Annotated in this window: 18 protein-coding genes; 5 read left to right on the forward strand and 13 right to left on the reverse strand. The window is 71.2% G+C overall.

The window, feature by feature from the left end; genetic code table 11:
* Window positions 1–61: 61 nt before the first annotated feature.
* Window positions 62–1,492: an alkaline phosphatase PhoX gene (locus Q5762_RS05000; protein WP_315890722.1), complete on the reverse strand. Its 1,431-nt coding sequence runs from the start codon at window positions 1,490–1,492 to the stop codon at window positions 62–64.
* Between the two features lie 88 nt (window positions 1,493–1,580).
* Between Q5762_RS05000 and Q5762_RS05005 the strand changes: the two genes are divergently transcribed.
* A complete protein-coding gene (locus Q5762_RS05005) occupies window positions 1,581–2,348 on the forward strand; it encodes an SDR family oxidoreductase (protein ID WP_315890723.1) in 768 nt (255 codons plus the stop codon).
* Window positions 2,349–2,757: 409 nt separating this feature from the next.
* Here Q5762_RS05005 and Q5762_RS05010 read toward each other — a convergent pair whose 3' ends face one another.
* Window positions 2,758–4,254 (reverse strand): hypothetical protein, encoded by a 1,497-nt coding sequence (locus Q5762_RS05010; RefSeq protein WP_315890724.1) that lies wholly within the window; start codon window positions 4,252–4,254, stop codon window positions 2,758–2,760.
* 366 nt (window positions 4,255–4,620) lie between these two features.
* On the opposite strand from Q5762_RS05010, the gene Q5762_RS05015 reads away from it, so the two are divergent.
* Window positions 4,621–6,459, forward strand: coding sequence for an endonuclease/exonuclease/phosphatase family protein (locus Q5762_RS05015; RefSeq protein WP_315890725.1), 1,839 nt, complete (start codon window positions 4,621–4,623; stop codon window positions 6,457–6,459).
* A 9-nt stretch (window positions 6,460–6,468) separates the two neighbouring features.
* On the opposite strand, the gene Q5762_RS05020 is transcribed toward Q5762_RS05015, so the two are convergent.
* Window positions 6,469–7,185, reverse strand: a complete 717-nt coding sequence (locus tag Q5762_RS05020) for an antibiotic biosynthesis monooxygenase (protein WP_315890726.1) — start codon at window positions 7,183–7,185, stop codon at window positions 6,469–6,471.
* 93 nt (window positions 7,186–7,278) lie between these two features.
* Here Q5762_RS05020 and Q5762_RS05025 point away from each other — a divergent pair, with 93 nt between their 5' ends.
* Entirely contained in the window at window positions 7,279–7,722 is a 444-nt protein-coding gene (locus Q5762_RS05025) for a GNAT family N-acetyltransferase (RefSeq protein WP_315890727.1), read from the forward strand.
* A gap of 10 nt (window positions 7,723–7,732) precedes the next feature.
* Here Q5762_RS05025 and Q5762_RS05030 read toward each other — a convergent pair whose 3' ends face one another.
* On the reverse strand, window positions 7,733–8,476 hold the full coding sequence (locus Q5762_RS05030; RefSeq protein WP_315890728.1) for a glucose 1-dehydrogenase: 744 nt from the start codon (window positions 8,474–8,476) through the stop codon (window positions 7,733–7,735).
* Window positions 8,477–8,607: 131 nt separating this feature from the next.
* On the opposite strand from Q5762_RS05030, the gene dapA reads away from it, so the two are divergent.
* Complete coding sequence (gene dapA / locus Q5762_RS05035; RefSeq protein WP_315890729.1) at window positions 8,608–9,486, forward strand: 4-hydroxy-tetrahydrodipicolinate synthase; 879 nt, start codon at window positions 8,608–8,610, stop codon at window positions 9,484–9,486.
* Here dapA and Q5762_RS05040 read toward each other — a convergent pair.
* The 4 genes from Q5762_RS05040 to Q5762_RS05055 all read right to left on the reverse strand — a co-directional run bounded on the left by Q5762_RS05040 (window position 9,471) and on the right by Q5762_RS05055 (window position 11,880).
* On the reverse strand, window positions 9,471–9,692 hold the full coding sequence (locus Q5762_RS05040) for a hypothetical protein (RefSeq protein ID WP_315890730.1): 222 nt from the start codon (window positions 9,690–9,692) through the stop codon (window positions 9,471–9,473). The two genes, dapA and Q5762_RS05040, sit on opposite strands and share 16 nt — an antisense overlap.
* A gap of 100 nt (window positions 9,693–9,792) precedes the next feature.
* Entirely contained in the window at window positions 9,793–10,776 is a 984-nt protein-coding gene (gene dapD, locus Q5762_RS05045) for a 2,3,4,5-tetrahydropyridine-2,6-dicarboxylate N-succinyltransferase (protein ID WP_315890731.1), read from the reverse strand.
* A gap of 208 nt (window positions 10,777–10,984) precedes the next feature.
* Window positions 10,985–11,560: a TetR family transcriptional regulator gene (locus tag Q5762_RS05050; RefSeq protein WP_315890732.1), complete on the reverse strand. Its 576-nt coding sequence runs from the start codon at window positions 11,558–11,560 to the stop codon at window positions 10,985–10,987.
* The gene (locus Q5762_RS05055) at window positions 11,560–11,880 is read right to left on the reverse strand and encodes a multidrug efflux SMR transporter (protein WP_315890733.1); all 321 of its coding nucleotides are present in this window, start codon (window positions 11,878–11,880) and stop codon (window positions 11,560–11,562) included. Before Q5762_RS05055 ends, Q5762_RS05050 begins: the two co-directional genes overlap by 1 nt.
* Before the next feature lie 63 nt (window positions 11,881–11,943).
* Here Q5762_RS05055 and Q5762_RS05060 point away from each other — a divergent pair, with 63 nt between their 5' ends.
* A complete protein-coding gene (locus Q5762_RS05060; RefSeq protein ID WP_315890734.1) occupies window positions 11,944–13,026 on the forward strand; it encodes an oxidoreductase in 1,083 nt (360 codons plus the stop codon).
* Here Q5762_RS05060 and Q5762_RS05065 read toward each other — a convergent pair.
* From Q5762_RS05065 to sufC, 5 genes are all read right to left on the reverse strand, one after another.
* Window positions 13,016–13,381: a VOC family protein gene (locus tag Q5762_RS05065; RefSeq protein WP_315890735.1), complete on the reverse strand. Its 366-nt coding sequence runs from the start codon at window positions 13,379–13,381 to the stop codon at window positions 13,016–13,018. The two genes, Q5762_RS05060 and Q5762_RS05065, sit on opposite strands and share 11 nt — an antisense overlap.
* 74 nt (window positions 13,382–13,455) lie before the next feature.
* Window positions 13,456–13,797, reverse strand: a complete 342-nt coding sequence (locus Q5762_RS05070) for a metal-sulfur cluster assembly factor (RefSeq protein ID WP_315890736.1) — start codon at window positions 13,795–13,797, stop codon at window positions 13,456–13,458.
* Window positions 13,794–14,258: a Fe-S cluster assembly sulfur transfer protein SufU gene (gene sufU, locus Q5762_RS05075; protein ID WP_315890737.1), complete on the reverse strand. Its 465-nt coding sequence runs from the start codon at window positions 14,256–14,258 to the stop codon at window positions 13,794–13,796. The genes Q5762_RS05070 and sufU overlap by 4 nt, the downstream gene beginning before the upstream one ends.
* A gap of 9 nt (window positions 14,259–14,267) precedes the next feature.
* On the reverse strand, window positions 14,268–15,536 hold the full coding sequence (locus Q5762_RS05080) for a cysteine desulfurase (protein WP_315890738.1): 1,269 nt from the start codon (window positions 15,534–15,536) through the stop codon (window positions 14,268–14,270).
* A complete protein-coding gene (gene sufC, locus Q5762_RS05085) occupies window positions 15,533–16,300 on the reverse strand; it encodes a Fe-S cluster assembly ATPase SufC (RefSeq protein ID WP_315890739.1) in 768 nt (255 codons plus the stop codon). Before sufC ends, Q5762_RS05080 begins: the two co-directional genes overlap by 4 nt.
* Between the last annotated feature and the right edge of the window lie 5 nt (window positions 16,301–16,305).

Raw genomic sequence — 16,305 nt, forward strand, 5'->3', positions numbered from 1 at the left:
GGACGACCTTAGGCGGGTGGCACGCCCACCCGCCAAGGGTTTTCCGGCGCCTTACGGGGGGTCAGCGGCGGGGCTGACGGCACCAGGGGCCGGTGATGGCGAGCATGATGCCCGGGTCCTGGATGTTGGCGTAGAGGGTGTCGCCGTCGGGCGAGAAGACGACGCCGGTGAACTCGCTGTCGTTGAGGTCGTTGCGGGCGATGGGGTAGGTACGACCGCGCTCGGTCGCGCCGAAGAGGTGCTGGACGCCCTCGCCGTCCTCGGCGATGACGAGACCGCCGTAGGGGGAGACGGTGATGTTGTCGGGGCCGTCGTAGGCGCCGTCCTCGTCCGGGTCGGGGTTGACGCCCAGGAGGACCTGGAGGGTCAGGGTGCGGCGCTTGGGGTCGTAGAACCAGACCTGGCCGTCGTGCGCGGGGCCCGGGCTCTCGTCACGGGCGTACGAGGAGACGATGTAGGCGCCGCCGTCGGCCCACCACATGCCCTCCAGCTTGCGGGCGCGGGTGACCTCGTTCGGGCCGAACTGCTCGCGGACCTCGATCTCGCGGCCGTCGCGGTCGGGGACGTCCAGCCAGTCCACGCCGTAGACCGTGCCGATCCGGGTGGCGCGGGAGAGGTCGTCGACGTACCGGCCGCCGGAGTCGATGCAGCGGGGCGCCTGGAGGACGCCGGCGTCGTCGGCGAGGGTACGGAGCTTGCCGCGGCCGTGCTCGAAGCCCTTCGGCGGCACCCAGCGGAAGAAGAGGCCGTTGGGCTCGTCGGCGTCCTCGGTGAGGTAGGCGTGACCGCGCTTGGGGTCGATGACGACCGCCTCGTGGTCGTAGCGGCCGAACGCCTTGATGGGCTCGGGGTTCCGGTTGGCGCGGCGGTCGCGCGGGTCGACCTCGAAGACGTAGCCGTGGTCCTTGGTCATGCCGTTCTCACCGGCGCGGTCGGTGTTCTCCTCGCAGGTGAGCCAGGTGCCCCAGGAGGTGCGGCCGCCGGCGCAGTTGGTGGAGGTGCCGGCGATGCCGACCCACTCGACGACGGTGCCGTCGCGGTGCACCTCGACGACCGTGCAGCCGCCGGACGCGGCGGGGTCGTAGACGAGACCGTCGGTGAGCGGGACCGGGTGCTTCCACTTGGAGCGGGGGCCCTTGAGCTCGTGGTTGTTGACGAGGTACGTGGTGCCGCGCGGGCCGTCGAAGGTGGCGGTGCCGTCGTGGTTGGACGGGGTGAACTCGCCGGACTCCAGCTTGGTGACGCCGCTGTGGGTGATGACGCGGTACGAGAACCCGGCGGGGAGCGCGAGGACGCCCTCGGGGTCCTCGACGAGGTCCCCGTACCCGAGGCGGTGGCGGCTGCCGGCCGTCGCGGCCTGCTCCTCGGTGGGATCGTCGGGGGTGGCGAGCGCCTCGGGCGCGCTGGCGAGGGCCGCGATGGAACCGGTCAGAACGAGCCCCGCTCCGGTGGCGGTGGACTGCTTGGCGAACTCTCGGCGGTTGAGGGGCATGGCGTTGTCGTCTCCCTGTCGTCACCCGCTGTCGGGCACACGGTCCCGCCCGCGTATAAACGACAGTTGAACAGAGAGGCGACCTTCCATGAACCTGCCCAAGACCGGCCGCCGGGTCCTCGTCAGCGGAGCCTCCCGGGGCCTGGGCCGCGCGGTGGCGCAGGCGTTCGCGGCGAACGGCGACAGGGTGGCGGTGCACTTCGGTTCAAGGCCGGAGGATGCCGACGTGACCCTGGCGTCTCTCCCGGGCACGGGCCACACCCTGATTCAAGGCGACCTGGCGGACGCGAGGGGCGCGGCGGGGGTGGCGGAGGCGGCGATCGAGGGGCTGGGCGGGATCGACGTCCTGGTGAACAACGCGGCGGTGAACGTACGGCACCCTCTGCCGGAGACGCCGTACGAGGAGTGGGTGGCGATCTGGCAGCGGCACGTGGCGGTGAACCTGCTGGCGACGGCGAACCTGAGCCATCTGGCGGCGCGGCGCATGATCGACCAGGGTGGCGGCGGAAGGATCGTCAACATCGGCTCGCGGGGCGCGTTCCGGGGCGAGCCGGACCACCCGGCCTACGGGGCGACGAAGGCGGCGGTCCACGCGCTGGGCCAGTCCCTTGCGGTCTCCCTGGCCCCGCACGGCATCGGCGTGGCCTCGGTGGCCCCCGGCTTCTTCACGACGGAACGCGTAGCCCCCCGCCTGAGCGGCCCGGAAGGCGACGCGATCCGCGCCCAAAGCCCCTTCGGCCGAGTGGCCACCCCGGAAGAAATCGCCAACGCGGTCCTCTGGCTGTCCTCCCCCGAGGCCGAATGGTCCTCAGGCACCATCCTCGACCTCAACGGCGCGTCCCACCTACGAACGTAGCGAAGCCGGGGCACGGGGGCGCCGCGAAGCCGGCACACCGGTTGGCTGGGGGCGCAGCCCCGGTCCGTCAGCGTCCCGGGAGCCAGGGGCTCTCCCGCGCCGCGAAGCCGACGCGGCGTGAGGCGAGGGCAAGCCCTCGGCTCCGCCGGCTTCGCGGCGCACGGTGGGGCACGGGGCAGGCCGCTCCCCCACGCCACGAAGCTGGCACACCGGGGCAGGCCGCTCAAGCGCGCCACGAAGCTGGCACACCCGGGGCCTGGGGGCGGAGTCTCCTGCCCCCCCCGGGGGGTCCGCCCGCCCCTCGCGCGGGGGTTCGGGGGCGGAGCCCCCCGGTCCCGTCAGGGTTTCGGGGAGGGGCGGGGTGGGGGATATCCCCCACCCCACGTTCACCCCCCGCGCCGCGCGAGCCTCACGCGCCGCCGCGCGACCGCGCCTTGAAGGCCGCCTTGCGGGCCTCCTTCGCCGCCGTCTTGTCCGGGTGCAGGCGGCCCATCGCCTCCAGGACCTCCGCCGTCGCCGGGTGGTCCACCCGCCACGCCGCGTCGAAGAAACCGCTGTGGCGGCCCGTCAGGCCCTCGATCAGCTCGCGGAGCTCCTCCAGCTCCCCGCGCGCGTCCAGCTGCGCCGCGATCGTGTCGATCGCCAGCCAGAAGATCATGGCCTCCGGCGGCACCGGCACGTCCGCAGCCCCACGCTCCACCAGCCAGACCCGGGCCAGCCCGCCCAGCTCCGGGTCGTCGAGCACCTCCCGTACCGCAGGCTCCGCCTCCACGCCGACCAGCGAGAGCGCCTGCTGGCAGTGCAGGCGGCGCAGCGGCGAGCCCTCGTCGGCGCCCCGCGCCGCGCCGAGCAGCTCCCGCGCCGCGCCCACCGCGTCCCGGCCCTCCAGCCAGCCCACGGTCTCGGCCCGCGCCGCCGTCTCGGGGTAGGAGGCCAGCCCGTCGAGGAGCACGTCCGCGCCCTTGTCGGCCAGTTCGCCGACGGCCGGCGCGTCCACGCCCGCCTCCATCATCCGGGCCCGTACGCCGTACAGCCCGAGCGGCGTCAGCCGGACCATCCCGTACCGGCTGACGTCCTCGTCGTCGACCTCGCCGTCCTCGTCGAGCTGCGCGGCGGGCTCGTCCTCGCCCTCCTCCGCCATCAGCGCCTCGTCGACGGGCTGGTACTCGACGAGCCCGATCGGCTCAAGCAGCCGGAACTGGTCGTCCAGGCGCATCATCGCCTCCGAGACCTGCTCCAGTACGTCGTCGGTCGGCTCGCCCATGTCGTCCGGGACGATCATCGACGCGGCGAGCGCCGGCAGTGGCACCGGGCCGTCCCCGGGTCCACCCTCGCCGACCGTCAGCAGGTACAGGTTGCCGAGCACGCCCTCCAGGAACTCGGCCTCCTCCTCCGGGTTCCAGTCGAGGAGCTCGAAGTCGATCTCGCCGTCCTCGTCGATGACGTCAGCGATGTCGTCCAGGACGGGCGCGGTCGCGTCGGCGAAGACCACGTCCAGGGCGTCGAGCCAGATCCCGAGGACGTCGAGCGGCGCCCCGCCGGTGAGGAGCGCGAGGTTCTCGCCCACGGAGACCGCACCGGAAGCATCGTCGCCGGCACCCTCGCCGGAGCCATCGCCCTCGTCGTCGCCGTCCTCGACCTCCACCAGCCCCGTGTCGACCGCCAGCCGCCACGCCTCGCTCGCGTACGCCTCGCCGTCCTCGTCCGCAGTGAGCCCCAACACATCGGCTGCGGCGGGCAGTTGCTCCTCCACGAGCTCGCCGCCCGCGCCGACCCGGGTCTCGGGGCCGGCCCAGCGGGCGAGCCGGGCCGCGCGGGACAGCAGGGGCGTGGCCAGGGCATCCCGCGCCAGCTCCGCGTCCGAGTGCAGCTGAACGGGGGGCAGGGTGGGCCGGTCCGGTGCCATCTGGGGTCTTCTCCTCGAAGGGCGTGTGAGCCTGGGTGGCCGTACGTGCGTGGTGCGCGCGTCGTACGTGCGTCGTACGTGCGTCGTACGTGCGTCGTACGTGCGTCGTACGTGCGACGCGGTACGTTCCGAACGTACGGCCCTTTCAAACCTGGCCGCACGCATCACACACGCCACACGCACCGCACGCGCCGCACCACGTGCTGAACGCGCTTCAGCGTAGACGCATTTCCCGCCCGGCCCTCCGGTTCACGGAGCCGTCAGCCTTCGTACACCCGTCGAGCCTTGACAAGTCCCCCACCCAGCCAAGAGATTGACGCGCGTAGATTCATCGACCGTCTCTCCAAGCGCCTCCGGAGCACCCTGATGCTTTCCTCCATACCGAGATCCGCTGCCGTGGCCGCCGTAGTGTCCGCCGCACTCGCCGCCGGGCTGCTCGCCGCGTCCGGCAGCGCCGCAGCCGAGGACACCGCCGCCGTCCGCGTCCACGACATCCAGGGCACCACCCGGACGTCGCCGCTCGTCGGGACGCAGGTCACCGGCGTCACGGGCATCGTGACCGGTGTACGGACCTACGGCTCGCGCGGCTTCTGGATCCAGGACCCGCAGGCCGACGACAACCCGGCCACCAGCGAGGGCCTGTTCGTCTTCACCAGCTCCGTGCCGACCGTCGCCGTCGGCGACGCCGTCAGCGTGAACGGCCTCGTCGGCGAGTACGTCCCGGGCGGCCTGAACTCCGGCAACCAGTCGGTGACGCAGATTTCCAAGCCGACCGTCACCGTGGTCTCCTCCGGGAACCCGCTGCCGGCCCCCGTGACGATCTCCGCCTGGTCGGTCCCGAGCACGTACGCCCCCGAGGGCGACGCGACGGCCGGCGGCTCGATCAACGGCCTCACGCTCAAGCCGAGGTCCTACGCCCTCGACTACTACGAGTCCCTGGAGGGCACCAACGTCCGCGTCGGCACCTCCCGCGTGGTGGGCGCCACCGACCCGTACTCCGAGCTCTGGGTGACGGTGAAGCCCTGGGAGAACAGCAACTGGCGCGGCGGCACGGTCTACGGCTCGTACACCTCGCAGAACACCGGTCGGCTCCAGATCCAGTCGCTGACCCCGATCGCCCAGCAGCCCTTCCCCAAGGCGAACGTCGGTGACGTGCTCTCCGGGACGACCGAGGGCCCGCTGGACTTCAACCAGTTCGGCGGCTACACGCTGACCGCCCGCACCCTCGGCACGGTCGTGGACCGCGGCCTGAAGCGCGAGGTGACGGACCGGCAGCGCAGGGACGAGCTGGCGGTCGCGACGTACAACGTCGAGAACCTCGACCCGTCCGATCCGCAGGAGAAGTTCGACGCGCTGGCCGCGGCCGTGGTCGACAACCTGTCCTCGCCCGACATCCTGGCCCTGGAGGAGATCCAGGACAACAGCGGCGCGAAGAACGACGGCACGGTCGCCGCCGACCAGACGGTGAAGAAGTTCACCGACGCCATCGTGGCGGCGGGCGGCCCGGCGTACGAGTGGCGCTCGGTCGACCCGGAGAACAACAAGGACGGCGGCGAGCCCGGCGGCAACATCCGCCAGGTCTTCCTCTTCAACCCGGAGCGGGTCTCGTTCACCGACCGCGCGGGCGGCGACACCGCGACCGCGACGGACGTGGTGCGCGGCACGAACGGCCGGCCGGAGCTGACGCTCTCCCCCGGCCGGATCGACCCGGCGAACACGGCCTGGGAGAACAGCCGTAAGCCGCTGGCGGGCGAGTTCACCTTCCGCGGCCGTACGGTCTTCGTGGTCGCCAACCACTTCGGCTCCAAGGGCGGCGACGAGTCGCTGACCTCGCACCACCAGCCGCCGGTCCGCTCCTCCGAGGCGAAGCGCCTGCTCCAGGCGCAGTCCGTGAACGCCTTCGTCAAGGACGTGCTCGCGATCCGCAAGGACGCCGACGTCCTGGTCGTCGGTGACATCAACGACTTCGAGTTCTCCGGGACGACAAAGGCGCTGACGGACGGCGGGGCGCTCTACCCGGCGGTGAAGTCGCTGCCGCGCAGCGATCGGTACTCGTACGTCTTCCAGGGCAACAGCCAGGTCCTCGACCAGATCCTGACCAGCCCGGGGATCGGCCGCTTCGAGTACGACAGCGTCCACATCAACGCGGAGTTCGCGGACCAGAACAGCGACCACGACCCGCAGATCCTGCGCCTCCGCCCGTAGGTCCCCCTGCTACCCGCCCGCGTGGAGGCTCAGCGCGGGCGTGTAGCGCCGGACCCGGCTCCCGACGAGGCCGGGGAAGTGGCGCACCCGCTCCCACGCGTCGCTGAGCGGGGCGTCCTCGGCCAGCCACTCCACATGGGCCTGCTCGCTCTCCCACTCCGCGTATTCGAGGACGCGGGTGCCGTCGGTGGAGAGGTGGAAGTGCGCCGCGATCCCGCCGCGGGCCGGCCTCGTGCCCGTCGCGTCGTCGTCGATCGCGGCGGACACGGCGTCCACCCAGGCCCGCTGCCGCCCGGAGTCCGGCCCGTCGAACTCCACGTCGACCAGCGCGACGGCACCGGGTACGGACGCCGCGCTCTGCTCACTCAGCACGGCGGAGCGGAACGGCGGGGCGTACCGGTGGATCCCGACGCGTACGATCCCCGGCACGGCCGCGTCGATCTCGGCGTTCCGTTCGTCGCGGAGGGTGCGGAAGAACTCCTGGTACGCCTCCTCGCCCGTCCACTGCGAGTAGTGGAGCAGGGTGTCGCCGTCGGTGCCGATGTACACCGAGTACGAGAGCAGCCCGAGGTCCGGCCAGTCGCGGCTCTCCCACGCCTTGGCGATGGCGTCGACGGCGGCCCGCTGCCGCTCGGGCGTACCGACCCGCCAGGTACTGGCGAAGACGAGCCCCACACCGGGGCGGTACAGGTCGGGGCGGGCGTCGGGCCGAGTGACGGCGTTCATGGGGTGACCTCCTGTTGTCGATGACCCCACCCTCCGACCTCAATCACGCTTGAGGTCAAGGACTTTCGGCGCGGATCTGCGAAGATCCGCGCCATGATCCTCCGCCCCGCCATCCGCGCCGAACTGCCCGCCGTCCTCGCCCTCCTCGCCGACGAGGGGCGGGTCGTGGATCCCGCCTCGATCGTCGTCACGGAGGCCTACGAGCGGGCCTTCGCCGCCATCTCGGGCGATCCGCGCAACGAGATGCTGGTGCTCGTGGACGGCGAGACGGTCGTCGGCTGCCTCCAGGCGACGTACATCCCCGGCCTCGGCAAGGGCGGCGCCGAGCGGGGGCTGATCGAGGCGGTACGGATCCGGGCGGACCGGCGCGGCGGCGGGCTCGGCCGGGAGCTGATGGCGCGGGCGGTGGAGCGGGCGCGCGAGCGTGGCTGCGCGCTCGTCCAGCTGACCAGCGACAAGCGGCGGACGGAGGCCCACCGCTTCTACGCCTCGCTCGGCTTCGCCCGCAGCCACGACGGGTTCAAGCTCGCGCTCTGAGCGGCCCCGGTCAGCCGAGCAGGTGCCCGCCGCCGTCCACGAGCAGCACCTCACCGGTGATGTACGAGGCGTTGGTCAGGTCGAAGACCGCGCCGGCGATGTCCTCGGGCCGCCCGACCCTCCGCATCGGAACCGCCGCCGCCACACGGGCCTTGGCCTCGTCGGCGCCCTCGACCCCGTCGAACCAGGGGGTGTCGACGAAGCCCGGTGCGACGGCGTTGACCCGGACGTCCGGGCCGAGGGTCTTGGCGAGCAGCTTCGTCATGTGGTTGACGGCCGCCTTGGAGACGGCGTACGGGATGGAGCTGCCGCCGGGGCGGACACCGGCCTGCGAGGAGATGGTCACGACGCAGCCCGCGCCACTCGCCCGAAGGTGCGGGACGGCCGCGGTGACGGTCTGCCAGACCCCGATGACGTTGACGTCGTACAGGTGCCGCCAGACCTCGGGCGTCGCGGCGGCCAGGTCGTCGTGCGGGATGAACCTGGTGGTGCCCGCGCAGTTGACGAGGATGTCGAGCCGCCCGTACGCCTCGACGGCCGCGGCGACGAGCCCGGCGGCCTGCGTCTCGTCGGAGACGTCGGCCTGGACGTAGACGGCGTCCGGCAGTTCGGCGGCGAGGGCCTGGCCGGCCTCCACCGACCGCGCCGAGTTGACGACGACCCGGATGCCGGCGGCGGCGAGGCGGCGGGCGACGGCGGCCCCGATGCCCGAGGACGAACCGGTGACGAGTGCGACGCGCTGTTCGCTGCTCATGGTGGTGCTCTCCCCTGTCTCCTGTCGCGTCCCGCCCCGATCATGCCAGATCCATACTTCAGCGACGCTTATCCCTCACCCCAAGCAGAACTAAGTGGACCTTCACCGTCAGGGCACCGCAGACTTCCCGGATGAGCACTGAACGCCCCTTCGGCCGGGCCCTCTGCGCGATGATCACGCCCTTCACCGCCTCGGGCGAGCTGGATCTCGACGCCACCCGCGTGCACGCCGCCCACCTGGTCGCCGAGGGCTGCGACGGTCTCGTCCTCAACGGCACCACCGGTGAGTCCCCGACCACCTCGGACGCCGAGAAGGCCGCGCTGATCGAGGCGGTCCGCGCCGCCGTCGGCCCCGGCCCGTCGATCGTCGCCGGTGTCGGCACTTCCGACACCCGCCACACGGCCGAACTGGCCCGCCAGGCCGAGAAGGCGGGCGCGGACGGGCTCCTGGTCGTCACGCCGTACTACAGCCGCCCGCCGCAGGCCGCCGTCGAGGCGCACTTCCTCAAGGTCGCGGAGGCGACGGAGCTGCCGGTGATGCTGTACGACATCCCCGGCCGCACCGGCACCCGGATCGAGCCGGCGACGATGCTGCGGCTCGCCGCCCACCCGAGGATCGTCGCAGTCAAGGACTGCGCGTACGACCTGCTCGGGTCGTCGAAGGTGATCGCCCGCACCTCGCTCGCGTACTACTCGGGCTGCGAGGAGCTGAACCTGCCGCTGTACGCGGTGGGCGGCGCCGGTTTCGTCAGTACGGTGGCCAATGTGGCGCCGCGTCAGATGCGGGCCGTGCTCGACGCCTTCGACCGGGGCGACACGGGCGAGGCGGCCCGGCTGAACGCGCTCACGCTGCCGCTGGCCGAGCTGATGATGGCCGCCGGTCTGCCGGGCACGGTGACGGCCAAGGCGCTCCTCGGCGACTACGTCCGGGAACCGCTGCAGCCCGCCGACCTGGAGACGGTCGACGGGCTGCGGGCGGCGTACGAGGATCTGGTTCAGTCGAACACGTAGGTGGTGCCGAAGAGCGCCGCGTGTTCGAGGACGTCCTCCAGCGGGTCGTCGATCTGACCGGTGTGGAGGGTGAGGCTGGGGCCGTTCTGGATGGTCGGGCCGTTGTGCGTGCGCGTGTGCGTCTCGTCCGCCGACGCCGCCCCTGCGGGCAACAGCACGGCGGCTGCCACCGCCAGCGCCCCGACAACGGTGGGCCTCGTCCTCATGTCGACTCCTCGCTTTGTCTGTTCGTGTGACTCCACGTCAGTCCGTTAACGCAGAGTCACACGAGCAGGTCACGCGCGGGGCGCCGTCAGTTGGGCATGCTCAGTTGTGGCTGTGGAGGATCTCGTTGAGGCCGCCCCACACCGCGTTGTTCGGGCGGGCCTCGACGGCGCCGGTGACCGAGTTGCGGCGGAAGAGGATGTTGTCGCCGCCGGACAGGTCGCGGGCCTTGACGATCTCGCCGTCGGGCATCGTGACGCGCGTACCGGCGGTGACGTACAGACCGGCCTCGACGACGCACTCGTCGCCCAGCGCGATGCCGACGCCCGCCTCGGCGCCGATCAGGCAGCGCTCGCCGATGGAGATGACCACGTTGCCGCCACCGGACAGGGTGCCCATGGTGGAGGCGCCGCCGCCGATGTCGGAGCCGTCGCCGACGACGACACCTGCGGAGATCCGGCCCTCGACCATCGAGGTGCCCAGCGTGCCGGCGTTGAAGTTGACGAAGCCCTCGTGCATGACGGTGGTGCCGGCGGCGAGGTGCGCGCCGAGCCGGACCCGGTCGGCGTCGGCGATCCGGACACCGGCGGGGGCGACGTAGTCGGTCATCCGCGGGAACTTGTCGATGCTGGTCACGGCGAGGTGCAGGCCCTCGGCGCGGGCGTTGAGGCGGACCTTCTCGACGTCGTCGACGGCGACCGGGCCGAGCGAGGTCCAGGCGACGTTGGCGAGCAGGCCGAAGAGGCCGTCGAGGCTCTGGCCGTGCGGCTTGACCAGCCGGTGGCTGAGCAGGTGCAGACGCAGGTACGCATCGTGGGCGTCGAGCGGCTTGTCGTCGAGCGAGGAGATCACGGTGCGGACGGCGACCACCTCGACGCCACGGCGGGCGTCCACGCCGAGGGCCTTGGCGGCGCCCTCTCCGAGGGCGTTGACGGCGGCGTCGGGGGTGAGCCGCTCGGTTCCGGCGGGCCCGGGGGCGTCGGTCAGCTCGGGGGCGGGGAACCAGGTGTCGAGAACGGTGCCGTCACCGGCGATGGTGGCGAGGCCGGCGGCGACGGCGCCGGTGGTGCGAGGAGCAGTGGTCATGCGGAAAACCTAACGGTCGGGGCGGCACCCGGGCCAACCGGTCTCAGGTGTCGGGCCGGCGGCCTGGCGGATCCGCCAAGACCACCGGCCCGCCCGTTGGCGGTTGCGCCCGGCCGGCGACCTGCGGGCCCGCGGGCCGGGTGGGCTCGCGGCCACTGGTGGGCTGCGGCCGGGGCCCGGCGGGACGGCGCGCCCGCTCCGGACCCGGTTACCGGTCGGCGGCCGTTTCCGAGCGGGCCACCAGGAGCCGGCCCAGCATGTCGCGCGCGTACGCCTCGTCGTACTCCGCGCCCGTCAGCAGCGCTTGGAGGCAGATGCCGTCCATCAGCGCGACGAGCGCGCGGGCGGTGACGAGGTCGGTGTGGCGGGCGAGGGTCTCGGTGACGGCCGCCGTCCACTCCGCCGCGACGGGGCGCAGAGCGGGCCTGCGCAGGGCGGCCAGATAGAGCTCGTACTCCAGCTCCACCCCGGTTCGCTCGCCGCCGATCCACTCCCCCATCAGCCGCGCGAGGGCGGAGGCGAGGTCGGCCCCCGGGGCGGCGAGCGCCGCGCTCTCGCGCAGTTCCCGCCCGAAGCCCTCGTTGGCCTGACGCAGCGCGGCGACGAGGAGTTCGTCGAGGGAGGCGAAGTGGTACGTCGTGGAGCCGAGCGGCACGTCCGCCTCGGCGGCGACCGTACGGTGGCTCAGCCCGGCGATCCCCCGGGCACCGACCACGCGCAGCGCGGCGTCGACGATCCGCTGCCGCCGCTCGGGGTCGTGGCGGCGGGCCCGCGCGGCGGCCATCAGTGCGCGCCCCCCAGGTTGAGCACGAGGACGCCCGCGATGATGAGGACGACCCCGGCGACCTTGGCGACGCTGAGGGTCTCGTTCATGAAGAGGATCCCGATGACGGCGACGGCGGCGGTGCCGATGCCGGACCAGATCGCGTACGCCGTGCCGACCTGGAGGGTCTTCAGCGCCTGGGCGAGCAGCGCGAACGCTATGACGTAGCCCGTGCCCGTGATGACCGACGGCCAGAGCTTGGAGAAGCCCTCGCTGTACTTCATCGAGACCGTCGCGATGATCTCCGCCGTGATGGCCCCTGCGAGCAGTCCGTATCCCATGCGTACAAGCGTACACAGGGATATGTACGGCCGTACACAACGGCAGTGGATACGGTATCCCGCATGACGTATCCCACGGGGCCGTACGGCTACGGCTACCCGCCTCCGCCCCCTCCGCCGAAGCCCGGCGTGATACCCCTGGCGCCACTGGGTCTGAGCCAGATCCTGACCGGCGCCTTCGCCACCATCGGCCGCTACTGGAAGCCGCTGCTCGGCGTGGCCACCGCCGCCTACGGCGCGGCCCTGCTGCTGCTCGCGGCGGCCGTCGGTCTCGCGTACGCGGCGGTCTCCGACCATCTGCCCCGCGTCTTCGACCTGCCCAGCGGCCAGGACCCCAGCTGGGACGACGGCCGCCCGCTGCTGATCGCCTTCGTCGTCGTGTCGCTGGTCGCCATGGTCGGGATGCTGCTCGCGAGTACCGTGGTCTACGCGGCGTGCCCCGCCGTCCTCCAGGAGGCGGTGCTCGGCCGCCGTACGACCTTCGGCGTGATCTGGCGCCGGTCCTGGTCGCGGGTGCCGGCGGTGATCGGCACGGTCTTCCTGTCGGCGCTGCTCATGGCCGTGCCGCTGGTCCTGTTCACGCTGGCCATGATCGGCTTCATGGCGGCGCTCATCTCGGCCGCCGGGCGCGCGAGTTCCGGATCGGACGCGGCGTTCGCCTCACCCGTCCTGGCCACCGTGGCCTTCCTCGTCGCCCTGGCCACGATGCCGCTGGCCACCTGGATCTGGGTGAAGCTCAGCCTGGCGCCGTCGGCCGCGGTCTTCGAAGGCCAGGGCGCGATGGCCTCGCTGCGCCGCTCCAACGAGCTGGTGCGCGCCTCGTGGTGGCGGATCTTCGGCGCGCTGCTGGTCGCGGGCATCCTGGCCGCGGTGGCGAACTGGATGATCCAGCAGGTGCTGAGCCTGCTGCTCTCGGTCCCCGTCTCCTTCACGGACACGAGCGGCTTCGACAGCACAGGCGATGTACTGCTCGCCTTCGTCCCGGTGCTGGCGATCGTCGTTCTCGGCTCGATGGTGGGGCAGGCCCTCTGCTCGGTCTTCCCGCCCCTGGTCACCGGCCTGGTCTACGTCGACCAGCGCATCCGCAAGGAGAACCTGGCCCCGACCCTCACCCAGGCGGCCGGGACACCCCCGTTCAGTCGGTGAGCGACCGCTTCGGCCGCAACACGCAGAACTCGTTCCCCTCGGGATCCGCAAGCACGACCCAGGTCGCGTCCTCGCCCGCACCGACGTCGATCCGGCGGGCCCCCAGGGCGAGGATCCGCTCGACCTCGGCGTCCTGATCATCGGGCGTCAGGTCGATGTGCAGCCGGTTCTTGACCGTCTTGGCCTCGGGCACGGGGAGGAAACACATCCCCGGCAGGGCGAACTCGTCGGCGCCGATGACGATCTCGTCCTCATCCTCGAAGAGGATCTTCCAGTCGAGGACCTCGGCCCAGAACCGGGCCTGGGACGGAAGGTCGTGGGAGTCGACGGCGAGGTGGTACATGCGAACGGCCATGCCCTCCAGTCTTGCTGAAGGGCATGGCCGTCGCAATGATCTTTCGCGGAGAAACCTCGGACCGCGGAGAAACCTCAGACGTTGAAGCCGAGCGCGCGCAGCTGCTCGCGGCCGTCGTCGGTGATCTTGTCCGGGCCCCACGGCGGCATCCAGACCCAGTTGATCTTCAGCTCGTTGACGATGCCGTCCGTCGCGGCCTTCGCCTGGTCCTCGATCACATCGGTCAGCGGACAGGCCGCCGACGTCAGGGTCATGTCCAGAGTCGCGATGTTCGAGTCGTCGATGTGGATGCCGTAGATGAGGCCGAGGTTGACCACGTCGATACCCAGCTCGGGGTCGACGACGTCGTACAGCGCCTCACGGACTTCTTCTTCGGAGGCCGGCTTCATCGTGGCCTCGGCGTTCTCGGTGGTCATGCCGACTTCCTCTCAGCGCCGTCACCCAGAGCCTGGGCCGTCGCGTCCTTCCACGCCATCCAGCTGAGCAGCGCGCACTTCACCCGGGCCGGGTACTTGGAGACACCGGCGAACGCGACCGCGTCCTCCAGGATCTCCTCCATCGCGTCGTCCGGCTCGAGCTGGCCCTTGGACTGCATCAGCTCCAGGAACGTGCCCTGGATCTTCTGCGCGTCCGCCAGCTCCTTGCCGACGAGCAGCTCGTTCAGGACCGAGGCCGAGGCCTGGCTGATCGAACAGCCCTGACCCTCGTACGAGACGTCCTCGATCCGCGAGCCGTCGTACTTCACCCGGAGCGTGATCTCGTCGCCGCACGTCGGGTTGACGTGGTGCACCTCGGCGTCGCCGTCCCGAAGACCGCGCCCGTGCGGGTGCTTGTAGTGGTCCAGGATGACGTCCTGGTACATCGAATCCAGCTTCACGAGGTTCCCCTAGCCGAAGAAGTTCCGTACGTGCTCCAGACCCGCGACGAGGGCGTCGACCTCGGCCGGGGTGGAGTACAGATAGAACGACGCTCGCGTGGTCGCAGGAATTCCGTACCGCAGGCAGACCGGCCGCGCGCAGTGGTGGCCGACCCGGACCGCGATGCCCTCCTCGTCGAGGACCTGACCCACGTCGTGCGGGTGGATGTCGCCGAGCGTGAAGGAGATCGCCGCGCCGCGGTCCTCGGCCGTGGTCGGGCCGATGATCCGCAGGTCCGGCACCTCCTGGAGGCGACGGACGGCGTACTCGGTGATCGCGTGCTCGTGGCGCGCGATGTTCTCCATGCCGATCGCCGACAGGTAGTCCACGGCCGCGCCGAGGCCGACGGCCTGGGCGATCGGAGGCGTACCCGCCTCGAACTTGTGCGGAGCCGGCGCGTACGTCGAGGAGTGCATCGAGACGGTCTCGATCATCTCGCCGCCGCCGAGGAACGGCGGCAGGTCCTCCAGGAGCTCCTGCCGTCCCCACAGCACGCCGATGCCGGTCGGGCCGCACATCTTGTGGCCGGTGAAGGCCACGAAGTCGGCCTGCAGCGCCTGCACGTCGAGCACCATGTGCGGGGCCGCCTGCGAGGCGTCGATGCAGACCAGCGCACCGACCTCCTGCGCACGCCGGATGATCGTCTCGACCGGGTTGATCGTGCCCAGCAGGTTCGAGACCAGCGTGAACGAGACGATCTTGGTCTTCTCGGTGATGACCTCTTCGATGTTCGAGAGGTCGAGACGGCCGTCGTCGGTCAGGCCGAACCACTTCAGCTTCGCGCCGGTGCGCTGCGAGAGCAGCTGCCACGGCACGATGTTGGAGTGGTGCTCCATCTCCGTGATGGCGATCTCGGTCTCGTGGTCCACCCGGTAGGGCTCGTCGGCCCAGCCCAGCATGTTGGCCACGAGGTTGAGCGACTCGGAGGCGTTCTTGGTGAAGATCACCTCGTCGCGGCTCGGCGCGTTGATGAACGCCGCGACCTTGTCACGGGCGCCCTCGTACAGCGCCGTCGCCTCCTCGGCGACCAGGTAGACGCCGCGGTGGACATTGGCGTTGTGGCGCTCGTAGTACGTGTTGAGCGCGTCGAGCACCTGGCGCGGCTTCTGCGAGGTCGCCGCGGAGTCCAGGTACACGATCTTCTTGCCGTCGTGGACCACGCGATCCAGGAGCGGGAAGTCCTTGCGGATCGCCTCGGTGTCGAGGAGGCCGGAGAGCCCCTGATGGGCAGAAGTCACGCGGATACGCCACCCTTCGTGCTGTATGCCTCGTAGCCCTCGTTCTCCAGCTTGTCGGCGAGCTCGGCGCCGCCGGACTCGACGATGCGGCCCTCGGAGAAGACGTGCACGAAGTCGGGCTTGATGTAGCGGAGAATCCGCGTGTAGTGCGTGATCAGCAGCGTGCCGACCTCGCCGGTCTCGCGGACGCGGTTGACGCCCTCGGAGACGACGCGAAGGGCGTCGACGTCGAGACCGGAGTCGGTCTCGTCGAGGATCGCGATCTTCGGCTTGAGGAGCTCCAGCTGGAGGATCTCGTGGCGCTTCTTCTCACCGCCGGAGAAGCCCTCGTTCACGTTGCGCTCGGCGAAGGCCGGGTCCATCTGGAGCTGCTCCATCGCGGACTTGACCTCCTTCACCCAGGTACGCAGCTTGGGCGCCTCGCCGCGGACGGCGGTGGCGGAGGTGCGCAGGAAGTTGGAGACCGAGACGCCGGGGACCTCGACCGGGTACTGCATGGCCAGGAAGACGCCGGCGCGGGCGCGCTCGTCGACGGACATCTCCAGGACGTCCTCGCCGTCCAGGGTCACGGTGCCGCCGGTGACCGTGTACTTCGGGTGGCCCGCGAGGGAGTACGCCAGGGTCGACTTGCCGGAGCCGTTGGGACCCATGATGGCGTGGGTCTCGCCCTGCTTCACGGTCAGGTCGACACCCTTGAGAATTTCCTTGGTGCCGTTCTCGACCTCGACGGTGACGTGCAGGTCGCGGATTTCAAGCGTTGCCATGGTGC

Source organism: Streptomyces sp. P9(2023), assembly GCF_032436795.1.
Lineage (GTDB): Bacteria > Actinomycetota > Actinomycetes > Streptomycetales > Streptomycetaceae > Streptomyces.